The sequence below is a fragment of the Alteromonas sp. BL110 genome, assembly GCF_003443615.1.
Lineage (GTDB): Bacteria > Pseudomonadota > Gammaproteobacteria > Enterobacterales > Alteromonadaceae > Alteromonas.
Genome location: NZ_CP031967.1, coordinates 2,002,241 through 2,022,176, shown reverse-complemented (window position 1 = coordinate 2,022,176; position 19,936 = coordinate 2,002,241). Strand labels below are relative to the sequence as shown.

General features: G+C 44.5%; 20 protein-coding genes. 8 read left to right on the top strand and 12 right to left on the bottom strand.

Features of this window, described 5'->3' with window-relative positions:
* Positions 1 to 177: 177 nt before the first annotated feature.
* Together D1814_RS08880 and D1814_RS08875 are read right to left on the bottom strand one after the other, a co-directional pair.
* Entirely contained in the window at positions 178 to 1,560 is a 1,383-nt protein-coding gene (locus tag D1814_RS08880; protein ID WP_118491478.1) for a 5-methyltetrahydrofolate--homocysteine methyltransferase, read from the bottom strand.
* Between the two features lie 39 nt (positions 1,561 to 1,599).
* Complete coding sequence (locus D1814_RS08875) at positions 1,600 to 4,032, bottom strand: TonB-dependent receptor (protein ID WP_118495353.1); 2,433 nt, start codon at positions 4,030 to 4,032, stop codon at positions 1,600 to 1,602.
* Positions 4,033 to 4,119: 87 nt separating this feature from the next.
* Between D1814_RS08875 and D1814_RS08870 the strand changes: the two genes are divergently transcribed.
* From D1814_RS08870 to D1814_RS08855, 4 genes are all read left to right on the top strand, one after another.
* Positions 4,120 to 4,791, top strand: coding sequence for a ZrgA family zinc uptake protein (locus D1814_RS08870; RefSeq protein ID WP_232369004.1), 672 nt, complete (start codon positions 4,120 to 4,122; stop codon positions 4,789 to 4,791).
* Positions 4,792 to 4,859: 68 nt separating this feature from the next.
* Complete coding sequence (locus tag D1814_RS08865; RefSeq protein ID WP_232369003.1) at positions 4,860 to 5,336, top strand: MerC domain-containing protein; 477 nt, start codon at positions 4,860 to 4,862, stop codon at positions 5,334 to 5,336.
* A 92-nt stretch (positions 5,337 to 5,428) separates the two neighbouring features.
* Positions 5,429 to 6,370 (top strand): GTP cyclohydrolase FolE2, encoded by a 942-nt coding sequence (gene folE2 / locus D1814_RS08860; RefSeq protein WP_118491474.1) that lies wholly within the window; start codon positions 5,429 to 5,431, stop codon positions 6,368 to 6,370.
* Between the two features lie 62 nt (positions 6,371 to 6,432).
* A complete protein-coding gene (locus tag D1814_RS08855) occupies positions 6,433 to 7,230 on the top strand; it encodes a 5'-nucleotidase, lipoprotein e(P4) family (protein WP_118491472.1) in 798 nt (265 codons plus the stop codon).
* An 18-nt stretch (positions 7,231 to 7,248) separates the two neighbouring features.
* Here D1814_RS08855 and D1814_RS08850 read toward each other — a convergent pair whose 3' ends face one another.
* The 3 genes from D1814_RS08850 to D1814_RS08840 are packed head-to-tail and all read right to left on the bottom strand — an operon-like array spanning position 7,249 to position 9,023.
* Positions 7,249 to 7,974, bottom strand: a complete 726-nt coding sequence (locus tag D1814_RS08850) for a DUF3299 domain-containing protein (RefSeq protein WP_118491470.1) — start codon at positions 7,972 to 7,974, stop codon at positions 7,249 to 7,251.
* Positions 7,975 to 7,989: 15 nt separating this feature from the next.
* Positions 7,990 to 8,436 carry a hypothetical protein gene (locus tag D1814_RS08845; protein ID WP_118491468.1) on the bottom strand — a complete coding sequence of 149 codons (447 nt, stop codon included), beginning with the start codon at positions 8,434 to 8,436 and terminating at the stop codon, positions 7,990 to 7,992.
* A 5-nt stretch (positions 8,437 to 8,441) separates the two neighbouring features.
* Positions 8,442 to 9,023, bottom strand: coding sequence for a DUF3299 domain-containing protein (locus D1814_RS08840; protein ID WP_118491466.1), 582 nt, complete (start codon positions 9,021 to 9,023; stop codon positions 8,442 to 8,444).
* A gap of 926 nt (positions 9,024 to 9,949) precedes the next feature.
* On the opposite strand from D1814_RS08840, the gene D1814_RS08835 reads away from it, so the two are divergent.
* From D1814_RS08835 to D1814_RS08825, 3 genes are all read left to right on the top strand, one after another.
* On the top strand, positions 9,950 to 11,092 hold the full coding sequence (locus D1814_RS08835) for an MFS transporter (RefSeq protein ID WP_442857723.1): 1,143 nt from the start codon (positions 9,950 to 9,952) through the stop codon (positions 11,090 to 11,092).
* Positions 11,093 to 11,503: 411 nt separating this feature from the next.
* Complete coding sequence (locus tag D1814_RS08830) at positions 11,504 to 12,277, top strand: siderophore-interacting protein (protein WP_118491462.1); 774 nt, start codon at positions 11,504 to 11,506, stop codon at positions 12,275 to 12,277.
* Positions 12,278 to 12,477: 200 nt separating this feature from the next.
* Positions 12,478 to 12,669 carry a CsbD family protein gene (locus tag D1814_RS08825; RefSeq protein WP_118491460.1) on the top strand — a complete coding sequence of 64 codons (192 nt, stop codon included), beginning with the start codon at positions 12,478 to 12,480 and terminating at the stop codon, positions 12,667 to 12,669.
* 200 nt (positions 12,670 to 12,869) lie between these two features.
* Here the strand turns inward: D1814_RS08825 and D1814_RS08820 are convergent, their stop codons facing one another.
* From D1814_RS08820 to D1814_RS08810, 3 genes are read right to left on the bottom strand one after another with little or no spacing between them, the layout of a single operon-like run.
* Positions 12,870 to 13,391 (bottom strand): CC0125/CC1285 family lipoprotein, encoded by a 522-nt coding sequence (locus tag D1814_RS08820; protein ID WP_118491458.1) that lies wholly within the window; start codon positions 13,389 to 13,391, stop codon positions 12,870 to 12,872.
* Entirely contained in the window at positions 13,381 to 14,229 is an 849-nt protein-coding gene (locus D1814_RS08815; RefSeq protein WP_118491456.1) for a DVU3141 family protein, read from the bottom strand. The genes D1814_RS08820 and D1814_RS08815 overlap by 11 nt, the downstream gene beginning before the upstream one ends.
* Positions 14,226 to 14,723 (bottom strand): RNA polymerase sigma factor, encoded by a 498-nt coding sequence (locus tag D1814_RS08810; RefSeq protein ID WP_118491453.1) that lies wholly within the window; start codon positions 14,721 to 14,723, stop codon positions 14,226 to 14,228. The genes D1814_RS08815 and D1814_RS08810 overlap by 4 nt, the downstream gene beginning before the upstream one ends.
* A gap of 269 nt (positions 14,724 to 14,992) precedes the next feature.
* Between D1814_RS08810 and D1814_RS08805 the strand changes: the two genes are divergently transcribed.
* The gene (locus D1814_RS08805; protein WP_118491451.1) at positions 14,993 to 16,426 is read left to right on the top strand and encodes a S8 family serine peptidase; all 1,434 of its coding nucleotides are present in this window, start codon (positions 14,993 to 14,995) and stop codon (positions 16,424 to 16,426) included.
* 35 nt (positions 16,427 to 16,461) lie between these two features.
* On the opposite strand, the gene D1814_RS08800 is transcribed toward D1814_RS08805, so the two are convergent.
* The 4 genes from D1814_RS08800 to arfB all read right to left on the bottom strand — a co-directional run bounded on the left by D1814_RS08800 (position 16,462) and on the right by arfB (position 19,864).
* Positions 16,462 to 17,469, bottom strand: coding sequence for a hypothetical protein (locus tag D1814_RS08800; protein ID WP_118491449.1), 1,008 nt, complete (start codon positions 17,467 to 17,469; stop codon positions 16,462 to 16,464).
* A 113-nt stretch (positions 17,470 to 17,582) separates the two neighbouring features.
* On the bottom strand, positions 17,583 to 18,518 hold the full coding sequence (locus D1814_RS08795; protein ID WP_118491447.1) for a hypothetical protein: 936 nt from the start codon (positions 18,516 to 18,518) through the stop codon (positions 17,583 to 17,585).
* 125 nt (positions 18,519 to 18,643) lie between these two features.
* Complete coding sequence (locus tag D1814_RS08790; protein ID WP_118491445.1) at positions 18,644 to 19,321, bottom strand: hypothetical protein; 678 nt, start codon at positions 19,319 to 19,321, stop codon at positions 18,644 to 18,646.
* A 126-nt stretch (positions 19,322 to 19,447) separates the two neighbouring features.
* Positions 19,448 to 19,864, bottom strand: coding sequence for an alternative ribosome rescue aminoacyl-tRNA hydrolase ArfB (gene arfB, locus D1814_RS08785; RefSeq protein WP_118491443.1), 417 nt, complete (start codon positions 19,862 to 19,864; stop codon positions 19,448 to 19,450).
* Positions 19,865 to 19,936 lie beyond the last annotated feature (72 nt).

Below are 19,936 nucleotides of genomic sequence, written 5' to 3'. Positions count from 1 at the left end.
AAGAACACAGCAAGGGCTGTTGTATGCCTAGCCAGTGAAAGCAAAGCGAGTGCGAGTAAAAGTAAGGGCGTGAGCAAAGTAAGGGCTTGATTTTATTAGGGGCATAGTGCTATGCCCCTAATCTTCACCTAACAGGATTTGAATGCTTGTTAGCCTTTTGCAAAACACTACGCCTGATTAGTGATCGTGGTCGTCGTGTTCTTCAGCTATACCTAACCAAACTGCACCTACAGGCTCGAAGTCTAGCTCAAGCAAAGTTTCTGTGGTCTCGGTTTCCAAATCAACAGCAAGGATAGCTTGCGCAACAGGGTCAACAACAAACAAGACTTCTTCGTGTTGCGATGCCGCCATGCTAAAAGACTGCTCTTCGGTTAGATTTGCGGCGCTGGCACTGGCTACATCAATTTTGTGCCCAAATTCCCAGTGCGTCTCACCGTCTTCTTCATGCGCTTCTAGCAGTGTTACAAAACCTTTGTCATCTAAAATAACAAAGAATTCACCGCCCATTGAGAAACCGTATGACACTGCATGAGCGTCAGTCTCTGGCTGCCAATCAATTACACTCATTGTACTGGTTACAGGCGACACATTAGCCAAAACAGCGCTACCACCGCCGTGTTGTGAGGCAATACCGATAAAGGCTTCTGCATGTTCATGACCATACATTGTGCCAATGCGCAGGTCGCCAAGTTCATCGATGTTGTCGATAAGCGCGCTGGTAAATACTTCATCATCTTCATTGAGTACCAGCACGCCGTCGCTGCATCCAAATGCCACAGCGATTTCGTTTTGAGCAGCACCATGTAAATCAGCACATTCGCCATCAAAACGTTGCTCTTCTTCGTACTCACCATCATGCCAATGATATACTGCAACGCTGTCTGGCAAGATTGGGTTGGCTGAACGAGACTCTGCATCATCTCGACGTACGGTACTAATCAGCATGTCACCGCGAGGTTCGGCGACGCCGTGCATATTTACGGTAAACTCTAAAGTAGGAATTTCTGTAATTTCACTGGCAATTTGCGTATCAGTTACCACTTTTACCGCAGCTGGCATGCTGGTATCGGCGTCTCCATCGTAAAACACAGCAAGCTGACCGTCATGTGTGACTACGTGAGTAGGTTGGCTACCTTCTAGTGTGAAACCAGACAAACTTGGGGCTTCTTCATAGTCATGCAGGTGCTCTACGTGGTCTTCACGCCACAATCCACCATCAAGAAATTCAGTTAACCCGTTTGCTCGACTGTTAATTACCGCAAAGCGGTAGTCTGCTGAGGCGCTTACACTGCTTCCATCAAAGGTGGTAGAGAAGGTATCAAGCACTGAATTATCATCTAAATCAAATACAGTGAGTGAATTTGATGCAGCGTCGGCAACCACTAATCGGCCTTCACTTTCGATTTCATATTCTGAGTCGTGGTCGTTATCGTGATCATGGTCGTGATCATCTTCTGGCACCTCAATAGGGTCCAGCTCTACAATGTTTGTTTCTGCATCACCACAGCCTGCAAGCAAAAGCGCACTGGCTATAGCGCTTAGCGTAAGTCTAGTTTTCATGTGTGTATCCCTATCAAAAATTCTTTTTTTAAGCTGATTTTAAAAATAACCACGTACACCGAAGGCAAAGTTTCTGCCTGGACGGGGTGCAATGTCTTTCAAAAATGAAGTGTGAACGCGCGCTTTTTCGTCTGTGAGGTTTTCACCGCTCAGGTAAACAGATAAGTCGACATCACCCATTGGAATGTCATAGGTGATTGATGCATCAACAAGGGTGTAACCATCTGTTTCAGTCTCGAAGGTTGAGATGTCGTCTTGTTTGGCAAAATGGGTAATGTCTAAGTCGGCTCGAATGTTGTCGAGCGAGTAGGCAACATGTGTTCCCACGCGCATAGGCGAGGTTCGCGGCAGTGCGCCACCATTTTTAAGTCGTGCTTTAACGTAGTCGGCAAAGAAATCGAGTTTTAAATTATCAGTGGTTTGCCACGCAACTTGTAGCTCAAAACCATGAAGAATGGCATCAGCAGAACCAAACAGGTAAACAGGCAATTCATCGCTGTGTTCGTCTTCGCTGTGCTCTTCATCACTGTGCTCCTCTTCTCCATGATCATGGTCATGGCCACTTTCAGCGAATAAGCCAGTTTCTTCCTGGAAATAATAGTTATCTACTTGGTTATAAAAAGCATTAAATACAAAGCCAACATCGCCCTGTGTTTTTCTGAACGTTAGGTCTATATTGTTGGCCGTTTCAAGATCGATAGGCGTTTGAGAAAGCACAAACTCCCCTTCCTCTGATAAGTCAAACAAGGCGCCAATTTCATAGGTACGGGTGCCAATATGCGGGCCGAAAGAAAGGAGTTCAGAAGCCGACGGTGCGCGTTCTGAACGAGAAAGTGAAACACCCACGTTATAGTTTTCGTTAATGGTGTAAACCACACCCGCTGACAGTGATATTGGCGTAAACTCTTGGTCTACCTCGAACTGTCGAACAAACTCACTGCCTTCGTGTTCATCGTGATCATGATCGTGTTCGTCATGATCGAGGGCATGCTCGTCTTCTTCGTGTTCATCGTCATGGTCGTGAGCATCTAACTCAGGCAGCAGCACACTCGAAGCGTCTAGTGTTACTCTTTCCGCTCGAGCCCCTAACTGAACCAAGAAGTCACCAAAATGGCGCTCTTCCATCAACGATATAGCGAACATCTCCATTTCTGAAGGCGGTGTAAAAGCTTCTTCACCTTGTGCCGAAACGTCCGCGCCTTTGTAGTGAAGACTTACACCGCCACGCCAGCCGGCAATGGGTTTGTGCAATAGCTCAACGCGAAGTTCTTCGGTTTCATTGCTAAACGTAGTACCGACAAAACCACTTTCTATTTCAGCGTGTTCGTAATCGGTATAGCCCGCTCTAAAGTGAACACTTTGCAAAAAATCATGAGAAAAGTTGTACTCGCCTAGAAGTTGATACTTAGTCTGCTCAAGGTCTGCAAAAACTGAAGAGTCATCACCATGGCTATGACCAGGCACGCCGTACTCTCTCTCGAACCTTTCTACCGCTACACCAACATAACCTTGATCAAATAGGTAGCTGGTACCTAACGTAAATCCGTGGGACTCTTCGTTACTGTTCTCAACTACATGCGCGCCGCCTGGGTCATCAATATCAGGCGCCATGGGGGTGTCATAGTCATTTGCGTCGCGATAAAAACCGTCAGCATAGAAGGCCATGTTGCCAATGCCAGTGGTCACATTAAACGTTCCGAGCTTCTGGTCGTTGACGGTTTGGGTTTCTAGTAAAAATTCCCCGCGTGTTTCAGTGGAGGTTGGCACGCGTTGGTCAACTACGTTAACCACACCGCCTATTGCGCCGCTTCCAAAGAAAAGGGTGGCAGGCCCGCGCAATACTTCAATTTGGTTAGCGGTTGAGGCTTCACTGGCTACCGCATGGTCTGGACCAACGCGAGAAACGTCGCTCACATCCAAACCGTTTTGGGTGATCAATACGCGCGGACCACTGAGGCCTCGAATTATTGGCGTGCTAGCAACGTTGCCATGGAAGTTAGATTGCACGCCCGGCAGTTTCTCTAACGTATCGCCAAGTGTAGCCGCTTGTTGACGTCGTAAGGTTTCACCAGATAACACGCTCACCGGCGTAGCCGACTCCATGACAGATAAATGCATAGGGGTGGCATGCACATCAATCACTTCAATAGCACTTCGCGCTAAGACAAAGTTAGCGCCACCCGTAGAGTTCGATTGCACTGTTGCCTCTTCATGTAAATGGGCAAAACCAGAAGCGAATATGTGCAGCGTATACTCACCGCCCTTTACGTCAGAGAAAATGAACTCACCCTGCTCATTGGTGCTGGTAACCCGTTTTAGCGCCTCAATTTCAACAGTTGCGTTGGCGAGAGGCTTTCCGGCTGCATTGGTTACCGTACCAGAAAGTGTTTGTGCTAGCGCAGACGGAGACACAAAAAGTGACGCGGGCGCTAAAAGCGATAAGCCTAACGCCAATCGAGACAGTTTCATTATTATAACCTCTGAATTTGTGTAATGTGATAATGTATCAACTCTATTTTTATGGTATGTTATATTGTAACAATTACGCAAGAGGTAAAAATGAAAACTATTTCGGTTAAGTGGAAAGGATCGCAAAAAGGGCTACGCGCCTCTTCAGCTTTGCTTAAAGTAGGTGCTCTTGTTGGATTGAACTTGGTTGGAATAAGTATAAGCGCTATTCATGCTGCACCTCATACTCACGGCGAAGGCAAGCTACAAATCTTACAAGCGGGAAGTGAATGGCAGTTTGTGCTACAGCTACCTGTTGCCGACGTGTTGGGGTTTGAGTACATGCCGAACACAGCTAACGAAAAGAAACGTTATCAGAACATGCAGGAATTGTTTCTGCGCTTCGACGACATTTTTACCCTTAGCAACACGTGTGAACTGCTCGACACCACCCTAGAAAGTCCATGGGAAATAGCTGATAAGCATGATGAGCATGATGAGCATGATGAGCATGATGAGCATGACGAGCATGACGAGCATGACGAGCATGACGAGCATGACGAGCATGAAAGTGGACACGAAAGCGACATCCATCACAACACGCATTCTGACTTTCGCATAGCGTATTTGCTTAGCTGCCAAGAACCTTTAAAGCGTATCGAAATGACAGGGTTTACTTATTGGCCGAGCTTGCAGCATGTCAACGCTATTTGGGTAACGAATGAGGGGCAAGGTGCTATGGAAATAACACCAAGTCAGCCAAGGTTATCTATTAACAACTAATTGTTTTTATACTTTAAGGCGCAAGTTTCATTAATAAAGCGTGCGCAGTAGCAATATCCGGAAATACTATGAATTCAATAACTCAAGGAAGCAGCGCAGTGCCAAAAGTGCAGCTCATTTCAGACAAAATCGCAATGATCCTTTCATCGCTTTGCGTCATCCATTGTTTATTAACGCCTATTCTATTGATTTCAATACCGGCATTAGCAAGCGTATCTATTCTCAACGATGAAACCTTCCACCAAATACTGCTGTTTTTCGTACTGCCTATTGGCGCCTTTGCGCTGTCAGTAGGCTATTTACATCACAGAAATAAATGGGTGGTACTAGCTGGTGCTACTGGCCTTACATTGCTAAGCAGCCCACTGCTGGTCGAATGGGTAGGTTTAGGGCACGAAGTGCTTGGCGAATATGGTGAAGTTATTATCACTGTAATCGCTTCATTTATTATTGTCAGTGCGCATATTGCCAATTACCGCCTCAGAGAAACTACTCCGGACTCGACCTGCGACGAGCGCAAGACCGCGCAGTCGCACACCTATTAGTTTCATCACTTCTTCAAAAGCGAGTGTTCTTTTAAGCGACGCTTTCAAGCATAGCGATGTAACACTTCTTAACGTTTTATTCAGAGGTTATTTTGTCTAGTTTCAATCGTCGCGACACGGCACTACCCGATGTCACTACTGAACAATCTATTGCTCAAGTTCCTGCTATTGATAGTGTTGGGATGCAGGGCATTGCAATACCGCTGCATGTGTTAGGTAAACGAGGAGAACGCTTAAGTAGTCAGGCAAAGGTAGATGTAACAGTAAGTTTAGATCATCCCAACGCCAAAGGCATTCACATGTCGCGTTTGTACAACTTATTACAGCAGTACTTAAGCAATAAGGACCTTCACAAATCTGCACTAACCACATTAATGAACGCGCTTATCGAGTCGCAAGATGGGCTCAGTAATAGCGCTCAGTTAAATTTGCGTTTTGATCTCACCGTGTCGCGCCCAGCGCTTATTAGCAAAACATCAGGGTATCAGTCGTACCCCACTTCACTATGTGTAAGGCGTTCACCTGAACGTTATGAGGCACAGCTTAAGCTGCGAGTACCTTATTCTAGTACCTGCCCATGCTCTGCATCACTTTCACGCAAAGCCTTGGCAGAGGCCTTTGCGACACAATTTGAAGCGAGACAATCTGAAGGACAGCAGCTAAGTGTAGAAGAAATAAGCGCTTGGCTTGCTTCTAAAGATGCCAGCATCGCCACGGCTCATGCGCAGCGCTCGTTTGCCGACATAACTTTGGACTTAGCTAACAAAGATATTCCCGATTTTATTGGTATTATTGATTTAGTAGAGAACGCGCTCGGCACGCCGCTTCAAACCGCGGTTAAGCGTGAAGATGAACAGGCGTTTGCAAAACGTAATGCAGAAAACCTCATGTTTGTTGAAGATTCGGTAAGACGTCTACATGCCGCGTTAAGTAAGTATTACCAAGCTACCTATTTTCGTGTAAAAGTAGAACATCAAGAAAGTCTGCATGCACACGACGCCATAGCTGAAATATCAGGCCCAGTTTATCGATAAGTTCATACGTGGTTAGTATGTTGAAATGCGCAGGCAGAAGAAACGATAAAAGGAAAATAACATTGTTATCTGTTAACAAATTCACTGATATCAGCAAACTAGCGTGCATTAGCGCTGCGGTATCAGTTATTGCGGCGTGCTCATCAACACCATCAACGTCGCTGACGGGTGAAAAAGCACATTCGCTTTCTAACGCCGTGATATATCAAACCAGCAGCAAAGAGTACCCTGTTCTTTCTACCTTTGTGTATAACCAGGCTATTACAGCGCTGCCTACGCGATTTGCTAATGGCGAGGTTGTGGTAATGGACGTTGATGAAACCGTGCTAGACAATAGCACCTACCAAAAAGAGCGTGAAAGTGTCGGCTTGGGTTATTCATCGAAAAGCTGGGCTGACTGGGTAAAGCGTGAAGAAGCCACTTTGGTTCCTGGCGTCGCTGATTTTATCGACGAGGTTGTTAAGCGAAATGGTAAGGTGGCACTTATAACGAATCGCGATAAAACACTCGATAACCACACGTGGAACAACCTTTTAGCGCAAGGTTTACCGCTGACCACCAGCAATACCTGCGTAGTTGGCCGCACAGCTGAAGATAAAAAAGCAGTCGGACTAGAAGGTATGGTTAATGACAAAGACTTGCGAAGAATGCAGCTTGCCCAAGGTAAGATCGCATGTTCAAATACGTCTAAAGACACAACATCAACCTGGGCGGCGCCTCACACTATTATCATGCAAATTGGCGACAATATTGAAGATGTGGGCGGCGTAATCCAAGAGTCTGCCAGTGTTGATACGCTAATGCCTCGAGTTGGTACAGAGATTTTCATTCTGCCAAACCCAATGTACGGTTCTTGGTAATAAATTGAAAAAATAAAATTAACGAATGTCGCTTTCTATATGGAAAGCGCCACTCTTGGATTCCGCTTTTCCATCATTAATGCCATTTCCCAATCCTGAATAGGGCTTTATTTCTGCCACATCCAGTAGGTAAGCCGATGTTCCCTGAGGGTCTTCATAAAGCCCTGTAGAAAGCTCACCCGAGAAAGTATAAGCCTGCTGAATGTCTATTCCGCTAATACCGCCTTGTTCATGGGTATTATTTAGCGAAACATACACAATTTGATTGGGCGGAGGGGGCGGATAGTGGATACACGCGCCAAAATATGGAACAATAAAAAATGCTGTTATTTCACGCTCTGCATTAGCTTCAACAGGTACAATGAACCCGCTAAGCTCGACATACTTTCCGTTAAATGTATCGACCGTATTTACCGAGATTAACGCTTGTTGATACTCATCGTCGAACGTACGCTGAATAGACTGAAATACTTGTTCATGAAGAGGTAAATCTTGTTGAGGACTCTGATTGGACTGGGCTTTACCCAGCAACGCTTTTTCCGCTTCAGGTAACAGAGCATCCCAAGACAAGACTTGATACTTTTGGGCTTCCTGTAGCCGTGTGGTGTCTTGATAGATAGCAACGTCATTACTGAAAAATCCGATAAGAACGTTAAGTTTGCCGTTAAGTCCTAACCCGACTAACGCACCTAATGCAGCGAATACAATAAAGAAAGCCAGTAAAGCAAAAGTGACGCGCTTCATTTGTTCATTCAGTACCTAACTTGCCAAAATTTTTACTTTGCGCGTATAAGTGACTGGCACATTCTTTTTAAGCGCATACACTTTTAGTACAAGTTCGTGGGTGCCTTCTTCTTTTGCCTGAAAGCTAATAGCTTGTTCACCTTTAGCTGAGACCAGGGCGAATCGCTGTGGCGAAAGTAGCGTTACGCCGTCACTTGCCATTACATCTACACTCACTTCTTTATAGTTCGAAGGAATGGTAAATCGCAGCGGAACAGCAGACGCTTCAAGCTTTGTCACTTCATGCTTCCTATCTATATTAAGGGAGATAAGTGGCTCTTTCGCTGCCGCTAGGTGCTGCTGCATCATAGGATGCTGAAAGCCAAACTGCATATTGCCCATACCCGCGTGCAGTTCGCATGCACTGCTATGAAATACTATTGAGCTTGATAAAAGAGTGGCTGCAACGGCTGTCTTTTTCATGTTAGTTACTCCTCGTACAGCGTAAAGCTGTCTAGCACTAATGAATAGGCTGATGTACCCAGTGCACTTTCGTGGTTGTCGATTTTTACCGTACCTTCGAACCAATAAGGATCATATAAGTTTTCAACTGCAACACCTTCTTTGTATTCAACGTACAAGATTTGATTAGGCGGCGGTGGCGGCATATGTAGGCAAGCACCAAAATACGGTACGACGAAAAAGGCGGTGGCCTTTTGTTCTTCGTTTTGCTCTAAAGGTACAATAAACCCTGGGATGCGGATGGGTTTACCATCAAATTCATCTATCACTCGTGTCGACACTAAGGCTTGCTGGTATCGCTGTGCTTGTTCATCTTCTAACTGCTGCGAGGCAAAGTCATCGATAGAGTCGGCAGCAGACCCATCAGCAATATCGTTTAAAAATTCTGGCCTGTTTAAAAGCGCACTCAAGTCGTCCTCGGGCATAAGGGCAACCCAGTCTATTTCCTCATAATCGTTGGCCGAAGCTAGACTAAGCGTACTTGTTGCAATCAGTAGCACTGCAATTAAACCGAATTTAACGCTAGAAAGCGTGACAGAAGACTTCACTTACACAACCTAAAGATTATTAACTTATGAACACGTTATAACATATCACACACCTACAATATGCGAAAAATGTTTATCTTTATAAAATGAGTTTTAGCGACTGTAGATGTGTTTGTAAAACGCTACACACTACTGAGAAAAATCTACATAGTCGGAGTTTTTTAATGGCAAGCTTTATAACCATAAAAATACTAAAATCAAATAAAACCTCTAATTTTCAAACAGATAAAGAAACACTAAACATTATTTAATATTTGGCACAAATCACGCATACATTAGACTAACGGATAAATACAGAACGCAATTTGTAGCCAGGAAGGCTTTAGCGACGGAGAGGCCAGATTGCGTAAATATCAAAGACTGAAGGTGACGACATAGGAAGTATATGGAATGGTCACCAAGGATAAAGGGATGAGTCAGTGTTTGAAATTGAAGGATACCTGTAGAAGACTCGTTAAATTGCTGGTCGATGATGAGGTTAGGTAATAGATAACCTAGATAAACTCGCAGGATGCAAGGATCTTGTTTCATAAGGATTGCGAACAAGCACTGAGTACCTACATCGCAAGCATTGACAATGATGTCTCGTGCAGCAAAGGATTGTTGACCCTATTTGGACTCGTTGAACGTACATGTGTGTTGCTTCAGCGAGACCATAGTGAGGACACTGGTAATGTCGTCGATATTATTAGTGAGTTGTCACCCGACGACATTCCTCTCCCCTCAAAGGCCCCTCCCGGCCTTTACATACCTCTGATTTTGGCCCGCCTTTGGCGGGCATTTTTTTGTCATCAACTGTGATAAAATGAACAAGATTTCTAGCCCATTTTAAAAGAGCTGCCTGCGTGTTATCGCCTTCTGCATCTACTGTTGTTTTTAAAGTTCTCTTTTGTGCTTTGCTCGCTACGTCTGTTGGTCAAAGTGTCATGCTCACCACGCTTCCCTCTATGGGTCGTCAAGCCAATCTTTCAGAGTTTCATATAGCCACGATCATGTCGAGCTCTGCGCTTATTTTCGCCTTCGGTACTAATGTATGGAGCAAAGTAGCAAAGCGATCAGGGTTTAAACGCATATTAATGGTAGGGCTAACTGGCTATAGCTTGGGTACCTTAGCCTTTGCGAGCGCTTGGATGGCAGGATTTTCTGGTTTTATTAGTGGTACCAATTTATTCCTAGCACTTCTGATAAGTCGCAGCTTGCAATCGACGATTATGTCCGCAACGCCGCCATCTGCCGTAGGTTACGCTGTCGCTATAAGTTCGCCCCAGGCTAGGGTAAGCGCTATCAGCAAAGTGACCTCTGCAAGTAATGTAGGACAAATTGTCGGTCCAGCTTACGCTGGGCTATTAGTAGGGTTCGGCTTATTAGCCCCGCTGTACAGTATTGTTTTGTTGACCTTGTTAGCGCTGGCGTTGGTGTATTTCAAGCTGCCAGTTCTGCCCCCACTATCTAAGCAACAGAAAGCTGGGCATACAAGTGAAGACAGTCGAGCTCGCACCAGAGTGCCATATGTCTTTGTTGCTGCATGTATTTGCGTGTTCTGTGCTATGGCGATGATGCAGCAGTCGCTAGGCTTCTTTTTTATCGATTTTTATCATTACACGCCCGTTGAAGCCGCTCGACAGGTGGGTTTTGCTATGATGGTCAGCGCCGCAGCCTCTCTCACTGCGCAATTTGGCTGGGTACAAAAAGGGCGCATAAGTAAAGAAACAATGATCACGCTTGCACTACCACTACTGGCATTGGCGTACCTGTTACTTTTTCTTCAACACTCATTGTTCGTCCTTTATATTGCTATGACATTAATGGGGTTAGGTATGGGTATGGCATACCCATCATTAGCAGCAGCGGCGACGACCTATTGCGCACCCTCTCAACAAGCTACTATTACCGGATTAATTACAGCCACTACCGCTATGGGATATGTCATAGGCCCTCCTCTTGCCGCCATTATTTATCAATATAACATCGCACTACCGTTCGCAGTGGCGTCGGCGTTAATTGCTATTACTACGTGTGTCATTTACATAACGCTGCGAAGAGCTCGCCGCACAATGATTAGGTATTAAAGGCCAGAACTAAAGGCGTACACCTTTTTGTTTTATCAATGCTCTTCAAAGGTATTTATTTTTTTACTATTTATTTTTAAAAATGCGGAACCTTTTCAGAATTGGGCTATCTTACTTTATACATGAAGTCGTTGAGTGTGCGTCTTTGTGGTGTGTAAATGTGTTTTCCAAGTTATGTTGTGGTTTTTTAAGGGGCTTTTGAGCCCCTTTTCTTTTGCCTGTTTTTTCCCACATTAGTACCTCTTAAAAACGTCACTTCGCTGTATTTACTTAACAATTGTAATCAGTTTCCTCAAAACTCTGCGTTTAATCTAAAAAATAGAATTTAACAAACGTTATCATTCCATCTAAAGAAATGGTAATGAGAACCATTATCAAATAAAATTTCCTTAAATTTTTAAGGAGAAGCTAATGCCTAAACCCCAACCCCGCCAAGCTGTTGTGACACATTCTGTTCGTATAACCCCTACTATGCAGCGCGTCTTTTTAGGTGGTGAAGATCTCCGCACTTTCCCTGCCGTGGCTGCCGGAGCTTATGTAAAGCTTATGTTCGATAAAAACGGAAGCCCGCTTAACAAACCGACAGATATGGGCCAAGTGGCAATGCGTACTTATACGGTGGCTCACTTTGATGCAGATAAACCTGAAATGGTTTTGGATATGGTTATTCACGCCGATAACGGAAAGACAGGGCCTGCTTCAGCGTGGGCTACCAGCACTAAACCTGGTGACGTTATTACATTAGCAGGCCCAGGCTCAAGCAAAGGCTTAAACGAGCATTATGACTGGGTACTCTTAGCAGGCGATATGACTGCGCTTCCCAGTATTAGAAATCATCTTGCGGCACTTCCCTCTCATGCCAAAGGTTATGCAGTAATTAGCATTCAAGATGAAAAAGACGCGGTTGCGCTCGCAAAGCCAGAAGGGGTTACGGTGATATGGGAGCATGAACAGTCTTTGCCCTACCGCCTTACACAGCTAGATTGGTTAGAAGGAAACCCTACAGTTTGGGTTGCGTGTGAATTTTCAGATATGCGGGCGATTCGTACATGGCTTGGGGATGAGAAAGCAGTGGCTCACGATAGTTTGTATATAAGTAGCTATTGGAAAAAAGGTCGTAGCGAAGATCAGCACAAAATAGAAAAGAAGCAGGATAGTGAAGCCTTTGCTAAAACCTTAGCTTAATGCCTCGCTCGTTGTTCTGTAGTGTTTGCAACTGTCTGTAAATTCTGCATGAGAAAAACTGCGTCATCGTTTATGTGTATAGATAATATCGATGATTATCAGCAACCTATAATATGGAACACCACTTGCTGCTACTTGTATAACTGGCAAGTTTTTTCGTCAGTTTTCTCAACCAATTGTTTGGATAAGGAGAGCACGTTATGAACAATGATCGTATTGAAGGTAATTGGAAAGAAATGAAGGGTAAGGTACAACAGAAATGGGGTAAGCTTACCGATGATGACCTAGACGTAATTGACGGTCGCCGAGAAGAATTAGTAGGTAAGATTCAGCAGGAATACGGCAAAAGCCGTGAAGAGGCTGAAAAAGAAGTAGACGCATACTTCAATTAATAATTCGAATTTACCCAAAGGCGATTTTTTAACAAAGATTAGCGTTTGTTAGAGTGAATTATAAAAGGGCCACGACATAAAGTTGTGGCCCTTTTGTTTGTTTTTTACTTCAGTAATCAAGAGTAAGCTGTGGAGTGCTATTCTAGTAAGCTGACACAACCCCAAGCCATTTCTTATCAGTTACCAGTAATTAAAATAACTTATTCTTCTATCTTCGGCTGTAGGTTTTCACGTACTTCTCTAGCATCAAAACTAGTTGCTGAAGTAGGGCGAGTGCCTTTACCTAACTCTATGTTTAAAATACTCTCGATTTCACTTTTTTGAGAGCCGCCAACATATACACCGGTTTCGAATTGAGTTGTAGGATGATAAGAAGTACGGCAAGTCAGTACTCCGCAGTCAGTGACTCGTGCGTAACGTTGGCTAAACCCTGTAGTAGGCGTGCTCTGCACAGTTTCCTTGTCTACTAAGGTTTCGCGGTCGGTAACAACAAACCAGTCATAACCTTCCAGTAAGGTTAGCTCAGCTGCGCGCAACATAGCATAGTCCATCGCTTTACCCTTATCGGTTCCTTTTGCCTTAAAGTGTACGCGGTATTGGGTATCACTTAATTTACTTTCGTTGTAACCAAAACCGCCTTTATCTGCCTGTCTATAATCAGGCTGACTTGCACAGCCCGCCATAATCAATACCGCAAGTACTAACATAATTTTAGTTTTCATCATCTACTCCTTCGGCTTTCTCAGATAGCCAAGTTGCTTCAATTGCGTTTTTCTCTTGCTCTCGGTTTAATGGCGCAGACGCCATCATCGAATCTAACTGTTCTTCCAACAGTCTGGCGCTAGTAGCAGTCTGATATTGACCTACATTAACATCTAGCTCATCCAGTTTGCTGGCCGCAAGTTGCCAGTCGCCTTGCTTGTCTTTACAAGCAATCATTACATTTAGTTCATCTTGAGACGTTACTTCAGCCTGTCGGCAAAAGTTGAAGTCAGTATTTAAAAAAGAAAGTTTAGGCGTTACCGTCACGCCAGATTCAAACGAGGAAGTCTCTCCACTCAAATTACTGTCGAGCGCAGACGATACATTAGCCCAGTGTGAAGGTTGTGAAGTATCGGCACCTTGTAGATTAAAGAATACCAAGCCTGCTATAACCGCCACGCTTGCCGCGATGGCGGCAATTGAAGATGCTCCTTTCCACCTTGCCTGTTCACGGCGCGCCCCGTCAGCGATATTCACTTTGTGAGGAAACGGGCTAACATTATTTGCCAAATTTTGGTTCGCCGTTTTTTCGTCGTCTAAAGGCTCGCCAGATACGTGCGCTACGTTATTCTCGCTCAAGCATCTTTCATCACCCAAAAGAGCGACGATTTCTTTAGGTAACGCAACTGCAGTCGCCTTTTCTGCAGCCACTTTTACTACTCTATCTACTTCTGCAAGTGCGGCAAGACGGTCAGAAACAGTGACGTCATTTGCTATCGCCTCTCTAACCGTATCCATTTCTACAACATCTAACTCTCCATCTAAGAAAGCAGAGAGTTTTTCGTCAGATAAGATCACGATAGCACCTCATTTTGCCCGTTTAGTAAGTTTGATATTTTCGTTCTGGCCCTGGCAAGACGGCTCATAATAGTCCCTGCTGGCACCTGTAAAACTTCAGAAGCGTCTGCATAACTCATTCCCTGCACTGCCACTAAAGAGAGGGTTTCTCTTTGCTCACAAGGCAGTTCATCCATGGCGCTTGAAATCTGCTTCAATGTCATAGAGTGGGTTACCGTTTCATCCATATCTACATGGTCATGTTCTGATTGCGCTTCATATGAAAGGGTATCGCTAGCGTTAGTTCTCACCTTCTTCGCCCTATATTCGTCTATCCAGCAATTGCGGCACACTCTAAATGCCCATGCCATTAGTGTAGCTTGCTCAGGAATGGGTTTACTTAGTAGCCGTTCTAGCGTGTTCTGAAGTAAATCATCAGCATCATGTATGTTACCCGTCAACGAATATGCAAACTTTCGCAATGACGGGACGAGTTCGGTCAACTCATCTTTCATTTTCATGTACCTTCGTGAAGATTTCCGTTATCAATACTCTATTAACGAGCCACGAGTATTTTTATTCCGCTAAATAGCATTTTATTTTGAGCTTTTGTGTTTTTAAGTTGGCAGCGCTTCTTCGACACCCAACGGAATTTTTTTTCTTTCTATTCGTCACTACATTAAATAGCAGTAGTGACTTAGACTCTATTTATGACCATGGCACAATTTATGCCATTCCTTCTCTAAGCCCTAAGCTGCTCCTATGTAATCAATAAGGTAGCAAAATGAAGTACACACTTTTTGTGGGGATAGTAGGCTTGTTTGCCGCATCTATCTCCCAAGCCCAACTTACAGGAACATTGAATCAAGTAGTGCCATCGGTGCGCCCGATAATTGATAGAGCCCCCTCTGAACTGAAGAGCATTCGAGAGGAAGCAAGCCGAAAGATGCAAGCATCTGTCGACGGCGCCAGAGACCTATCTATATTGGCTTCAGGCGTTGTTGGCAATCTCCCCGCCCCCCAATTTGTTACTCCTACGGCCACAACAATATTAAATGCATCGGGTCAGAAAATTATCAAAGAAGTTAGGGTTGAAAACGGTTTTCTTGCCGTTGAGAAAGAGTGGCTTTTTATAGGTGAAGAAGCCGATAAAGCATATTTCAATGGCACGAATATAAAAATACAAGAGGCACAGTTTTTACCTGCATTTTCTCAGTGGCTTTATAAAGTAAAGGTAACAGGGGATGAGGATGAAGTGTCGTATATTCGCAACAGCTTACCCAAAAACCTCCAGTCTCAAATAGGACGAAATCATATTTACTTATCGCAAAGCGAAGTGGCTACAAATGGCAGCAAACCAGAGTCTACACATGAGTCAGAAGCATCGTCGCAAAAGTTTGAATTTTGTTCGATACCCTTGCGCATCGGGATGGTTGATACCCATGTTGTGCCTACCCACCCAATGCTGTCGCACATTAGCCTAACACAAGCTTCTTTTATTGTTGGTCAAGGTCAGAAGAAAGAGCACGGACAAGATAGCAATTTAAGCAGTGAAGGTGACGGAAAAATTACAAGACAGCCAGCGACCCAAGAAAATACCGTGGCCTTTTCCTCAGAACATGGCACAGCAGTAGCGAGTTTATTAGCGGCGTCGCTGCCTGAATCGAGCCAGGTATTTAACGCTAGTGTATTTTATGCGCGAAACAGCGTTAGCCAAGGCGCTACGCTAATGTCGTTAATAGAAGGTCTTAACTATTTAGCATCACAACAGGTAGACGCTATAAACATGAGCCTTGCAGGGCCTGACAACCCTATCTTAGCGCGCGTTATAAAGCAGTTGGACACAAACGGTATTCAAATTATTGCAGCTGTAGGTAACGAAGGGCCAGCATCTCTACCCTTATACCCTGCAGCCTACCCAGAAACACTTGGTATAACCGCAGTGGATAAATCACACGCAATATACAGGTGGGCCAACCAAGGTGATTATGTAGATTTCGCTGCATTTGGCGTGTCGGTTGATGCCGCACACCCTAACGGTAAAACGATTAGGCAAACAGGAACCTCAATGGCCTCCCCTCGTGCCGCCGCGCTGTACGCCTGTTTTTTCCGTACAGAACAGCAAAGACAGGCCGCCTTGTTAAGAATGCAGGAATTAGCTTTGGATGCTGGTAATCCCGGACGGGATAGAGTATTCGGCTTTGGTGTACTGCCTTAAAAATATAGCCGTATTCATATTCGCATTAACGTTCACTAGAAATGAACGTTAATGCCTAATTCAGCAATGGTTTCTTGATAGTTTGCCCCATCTACACTAGAAGCGTAATCTCCGTATTGGGTAGACAACCTTATATCTATATGGTCGTACACGGCGTAGTCTGCGCTCATTTCGATAAGTTGTCTGTCGTCTTCCCTGCCTATACCTGAATCTTGGACTGAAGCGTAATCACGCATATCTAGCTGGTAAGCAACCTTGAGCTTGAGCGGCTTACTAAACACCGCAAATGGATAAGTGTAGGCAAGGTCAATTCCCTTACCTGTGTAATCGAACGCATTATCCTGCGCATCTTCATTTTGGTATTTAAGTGCAATTTGAAAAAAATCATCCCCTTCAAAAAAGTAGAACAGGTCACTGCGTAAGGCAACAGCTTCACTATCTCGAATTGGCGCATCTTCAGGTCTATTCTTAAACTTCTTGTCGATAAGGTCGCTACTAATGCGTAAATAAGTTCTCTGTCCTAACAGTTTCCCCGCAGACAAACCATATTGTTGATAGGTAAGAAAATCACGCCCATCAAGCGTAGCGCTGGCGTGATAGTAATGCGCACCTAGTTTTGCAAAGTCTAACGTATACTTAGTGCTTGCAGATAAAGTGGTAAGCCCAAGGTCGAACTCGCTGAGGGTCTGGTAACGGGTATCTGCCCGACTTATCGAGAGCTCATTTTCCCATTCGTTCGTGGGCTTCACTGAAACTTTTAACAGTGCTTTTGACTGTACGGCGCTGTCGTCTACATTAGAATTTGTGTCGAGTTCACTGACACTTACGTTACTGTCGTGGCGATAGCCTACATAACCAGAGCCTGAAAACGTAATCTTTTGCTTCTCTTCGTCTGTAGTTCCTGCATCATTAATTACTTTTGAGCTTGCATAGGCTGTACTGTTTGCTATTAATGCGGTAGCCGCAGCAAGAGCAAGGCATTTGCGACCATCCAGGGTAAAAAAATTGTTTTTGAGTGAACGTTTAAATGGTGGGGTTTTCATTATTGCTACCTACTACAGAGAAAGTGAAATTCAGTGTTTTCAGCTATGAATGGGTTGTGCGAGGAAGTCAGGAGGGAGAGATCTCCCTCCTTCTAACAGTTGAGCCCAATCCGTTAAAGACCCAACGCACCCGAGATATTTGAAGCGACGTTGTCGTTTACTGTGTTCTCTACAGTGTTTGCTACCGTTGCCTCTACTGTGCTCTCTACGGTGTTTGCTACCGTGCTCTCCACAGTATTACCTACGGTACTCTCTACCGTATTTCCTACACTGCTCGCTACCGTAGCAGCAATAGCCCCTTCAACGGCGGTAGCTGCATTGCCAGTTACAGAATTGGTCACCGAACCTCCTACCGTGTTGGCCGTAGTACCCTCTACCGCACTTTCAATGGTTCCCGAAGCCGTGCTTACTGCAGTATCTTCTACTTCGCCTTCTGTCTCTGCATTCGGATCAACTGTGCCTAATGCCGACGACAGAACTGATGTAGAACCAGACACATTGCCCGTAAGCGTTCCTGCCACTGATGCTGTCATTGAATTCGCCGTTTCTGATGTTGCTAAAGCAACACCTTCAAGAGAAGCCTGCGAATTAAACAGCAGTGAAGATGCTGTGCTTGTGGACAACTGTTGAGCGCTATTTGCTAGAAGGCTAGCGCTTGAAGTAGTCGTTTGTGCTACTTCGCCTACCGCGGCTTGATCTGAGCTACCTTCGGTGCTTTCTTCAGTATTGGCTTCGTTACCGGCTTCAGAGACTTGATTCAATTCTTGCCCATTTGATAAGTCATTGCCTGTTTGGCTTGCCGATAGCTGCCCACTAGCGCTAGCTGAACTTTCGGTAGACATTTGGCTTTGAGGAACTGTTTCGACTTGTGCCGAAGTCTGCATGCTTAATTGAGCAGCAGATTGTGCGTTTGCACCATTTGTTAGAGAAACTGATGTAGATGTTGAAGCAGTAGCTGAAGTATTTGCCGAGAAGGCTGCTTCTTGAGCCAACCCTGAGGTTGACGCCATACCTAAAGCCAGTGCAATTGCAGTATTTAACTTTTTCATCCGATTATCTCCGTTTTTCATAAAGGACACTGAGATAACGATTAGACGAAAGGTTTTATTCCGTTGGGGAGCAACTTCTTTGCGAAGAACGAAAAAAGCCCTGTAAAAACAGGGCTTTCTTAAAACTATTTTTCTGAAGCAGTCATGCCCTTTTCCCACCAGGGAAGAGAGTAATCTATATTTTCAGGGTCGTAGGTTTTAGCATATTTCATCTTTACCGAACTCCAAAACGCGGCTTTGAAGACAGGGTCATAAATGACAAACTCACCTTGTTCTCGATACTGCTCAAATAGTTTTTGGTAGGCACCTACAGGTGTTAAAGGGTTATCCTGTTGAAAAACCACATCACCACCATAGGCTTCATACAGCGCTTTAGATACTTTCCAGCTTTTTGCCATACCTTCAGCCATCGCAAGGCGGTAGCGATCTAGCTCTTCATTTTGATAAGCGCCATCACTATCTAGGTCAACAGTCCATAGCTTAATAACGGAATACGCAGACTGAATTTCGCTTTCATTGGGCTCTATGGCATTTTTATTAGCGAAATCAGAAAGTACAGACTCGGTAATTTTATTGCCAAGCGCTCGTTGCGCCAAAATATCGCGCACTTCTTTTTCTGACTTGTCGGTGAGAATAGACTGAAAACGATCAACATCCGCCTGTGAAGGCTGTAGTTCGGTATTAGAAATAGATTTGTTAAACAAACGAGCAATAATCTCGTTTGCGGCTTGCGGTGTATTAATCCCAAGCGAAACTACTATGGCTGCAAATAGCACCATAGGAATTACGTTCGAACGCGTCACTTTGTATGCTTCCCTAAGTTCCAATAATTAGCACAAGCACAAGACACATTCATTTGTTATTGTAAGAATTTTCCGTTGTCTTGCGAAATGACATCTAACAGGCTTTATACTTTAGATTAGTTTTGTTTAAAATTCCACTTTCTTACGCATAGATTTTTTCGCGCCCTGTTGCTTTTTTCCCTCTAAACGTCGAGCTTTCGCCGCTCTGCTCACTTTAGTTTTTATACGTGGCTTTTGCTCAACAGTTGCCGCCTTAATCCATACCACAAGGCGCGCTAACGCATCTTCTCTATTTTGCTCTTGGGTACGGAAATTTTGTGCTTTAAGTACGAATACCCCTTCGTTAGTTACGCGACTATCCTTCAAGTTCAGCAATTTCACTTTTAACTTATCGGGTAACGACGATTTGTTGATATCAAATCGCAGATGTATTGCGCTACTTACCTTATTGACGTTTTGCCCGCCGCTACCTTGAGCACGTATAGCCTGAAGTTCGGCTTCGCTTTCATCTATCGAGATAGAGTGGGTTATCGGTAATTCCATATCAGTTCCTATATTCTCTATGGCATGGCGTATTATTTTTGTGCAACAGTATCACGCTAATGACTTGCGACT

Bases quoted from the DNA above. Each gene is read 5' to 3' on its own strand.
- D1814_RS08880 (WP_118491478.1), bottom strand. From the start codon at position 1,560: ATGAAAACTAGACTTACGCTAAGCGCTATAGCCAGTGCGCTTTTGCTT.
- D1814_RS08870 (WP_232369004.1), top strand. From the start codon at position 4,120: ATGAAAACTATTTCGGTTAAGTGGAAAGGATCGCAAAAAGGGCTACGC.
- D1814_RS08865 (WP_232369003.1), top strand. From the start codon at position 4,860: ATGAATTCAATAACTCAAGGAAGCAGCGCAGTGCCAAAAGTGCAGCTC.
- D1814_RS08850 (WP_118491470.1), bottom strand. From the start codon at position 7,974: ATGAAGCGCGTCACTTTTGCTTTACTGGCTTTCTTTATTGTATTCGCT.
- D1814_RS08845 (WP_118491468.1), bottom strand. From the start codon at position 8,436: ATGAAAAAGACAGCCGTTGCAGCCACTCTTTTATCAAGCTCAATAGTA.
- D1814_RS08835 (WP_442857723.1), top strand. From the start codon at position 9,950: ATGCTCACCACGCTTCCCTCTATGGGTCGTCAAGCCAATCTTTCAGAG.
- D1814_RS08830 (WP_118491462.1), top strand. From the start codon at position 11,504: ATGCCTAAACCCCAACCCCGCCAAGCTGTTGTGACACATTCTGTTCGT.
- D1814_RS08825 (WP_118491460.1), top strand. From the start codon at position 12,478: ATGAACAATGATCGTATTGAAGGTAATTGGAAAGAAATGAAGGGTAAG.
- D1814_RS08820 (WP_118491458.1), bottom strand. From the start codon at position 13,391: ATGAAAACTAAAATTATGTTAGTACTTGCGGTATTGATTATGGCGGGC.
- D1814_RS08810 (WP_118491453.1), bottom strand. From the start codon at position 14,723: ATGAAAGATGAGTTGACCGAACTCGTCCCGTCATTGCGAAAGTTTGCA.
- D1814_RS08805 (WP_118491451.1), top strand. From the start codon at position 14,993: ATGAAGTACACACTTTTTGTGGGGATAGTAGGCTTGTTTGCCGCATCT.
- D1814_RS08800 (WP_118491449.1), bottom strand. From the start codon at position 17,469: ATGAAAACCCCACCATTTAAACGTTCACTCAAAAACAATTTTTTTACC.
- D1814_RS08795 (WP_118491447.1), bottom strand. From the start codon at position 18,518: ATGAAAAAGTTAAATACTGCAATTGCACTGGCTTTAGGTATGGCGTCA.
- arfB (WP_118491443.1), bottom strand. From the start codon at position 19,864: ATGGAATTACCGATAACCCACTCTATCTCGATAGATGAAAGCGAAGCC.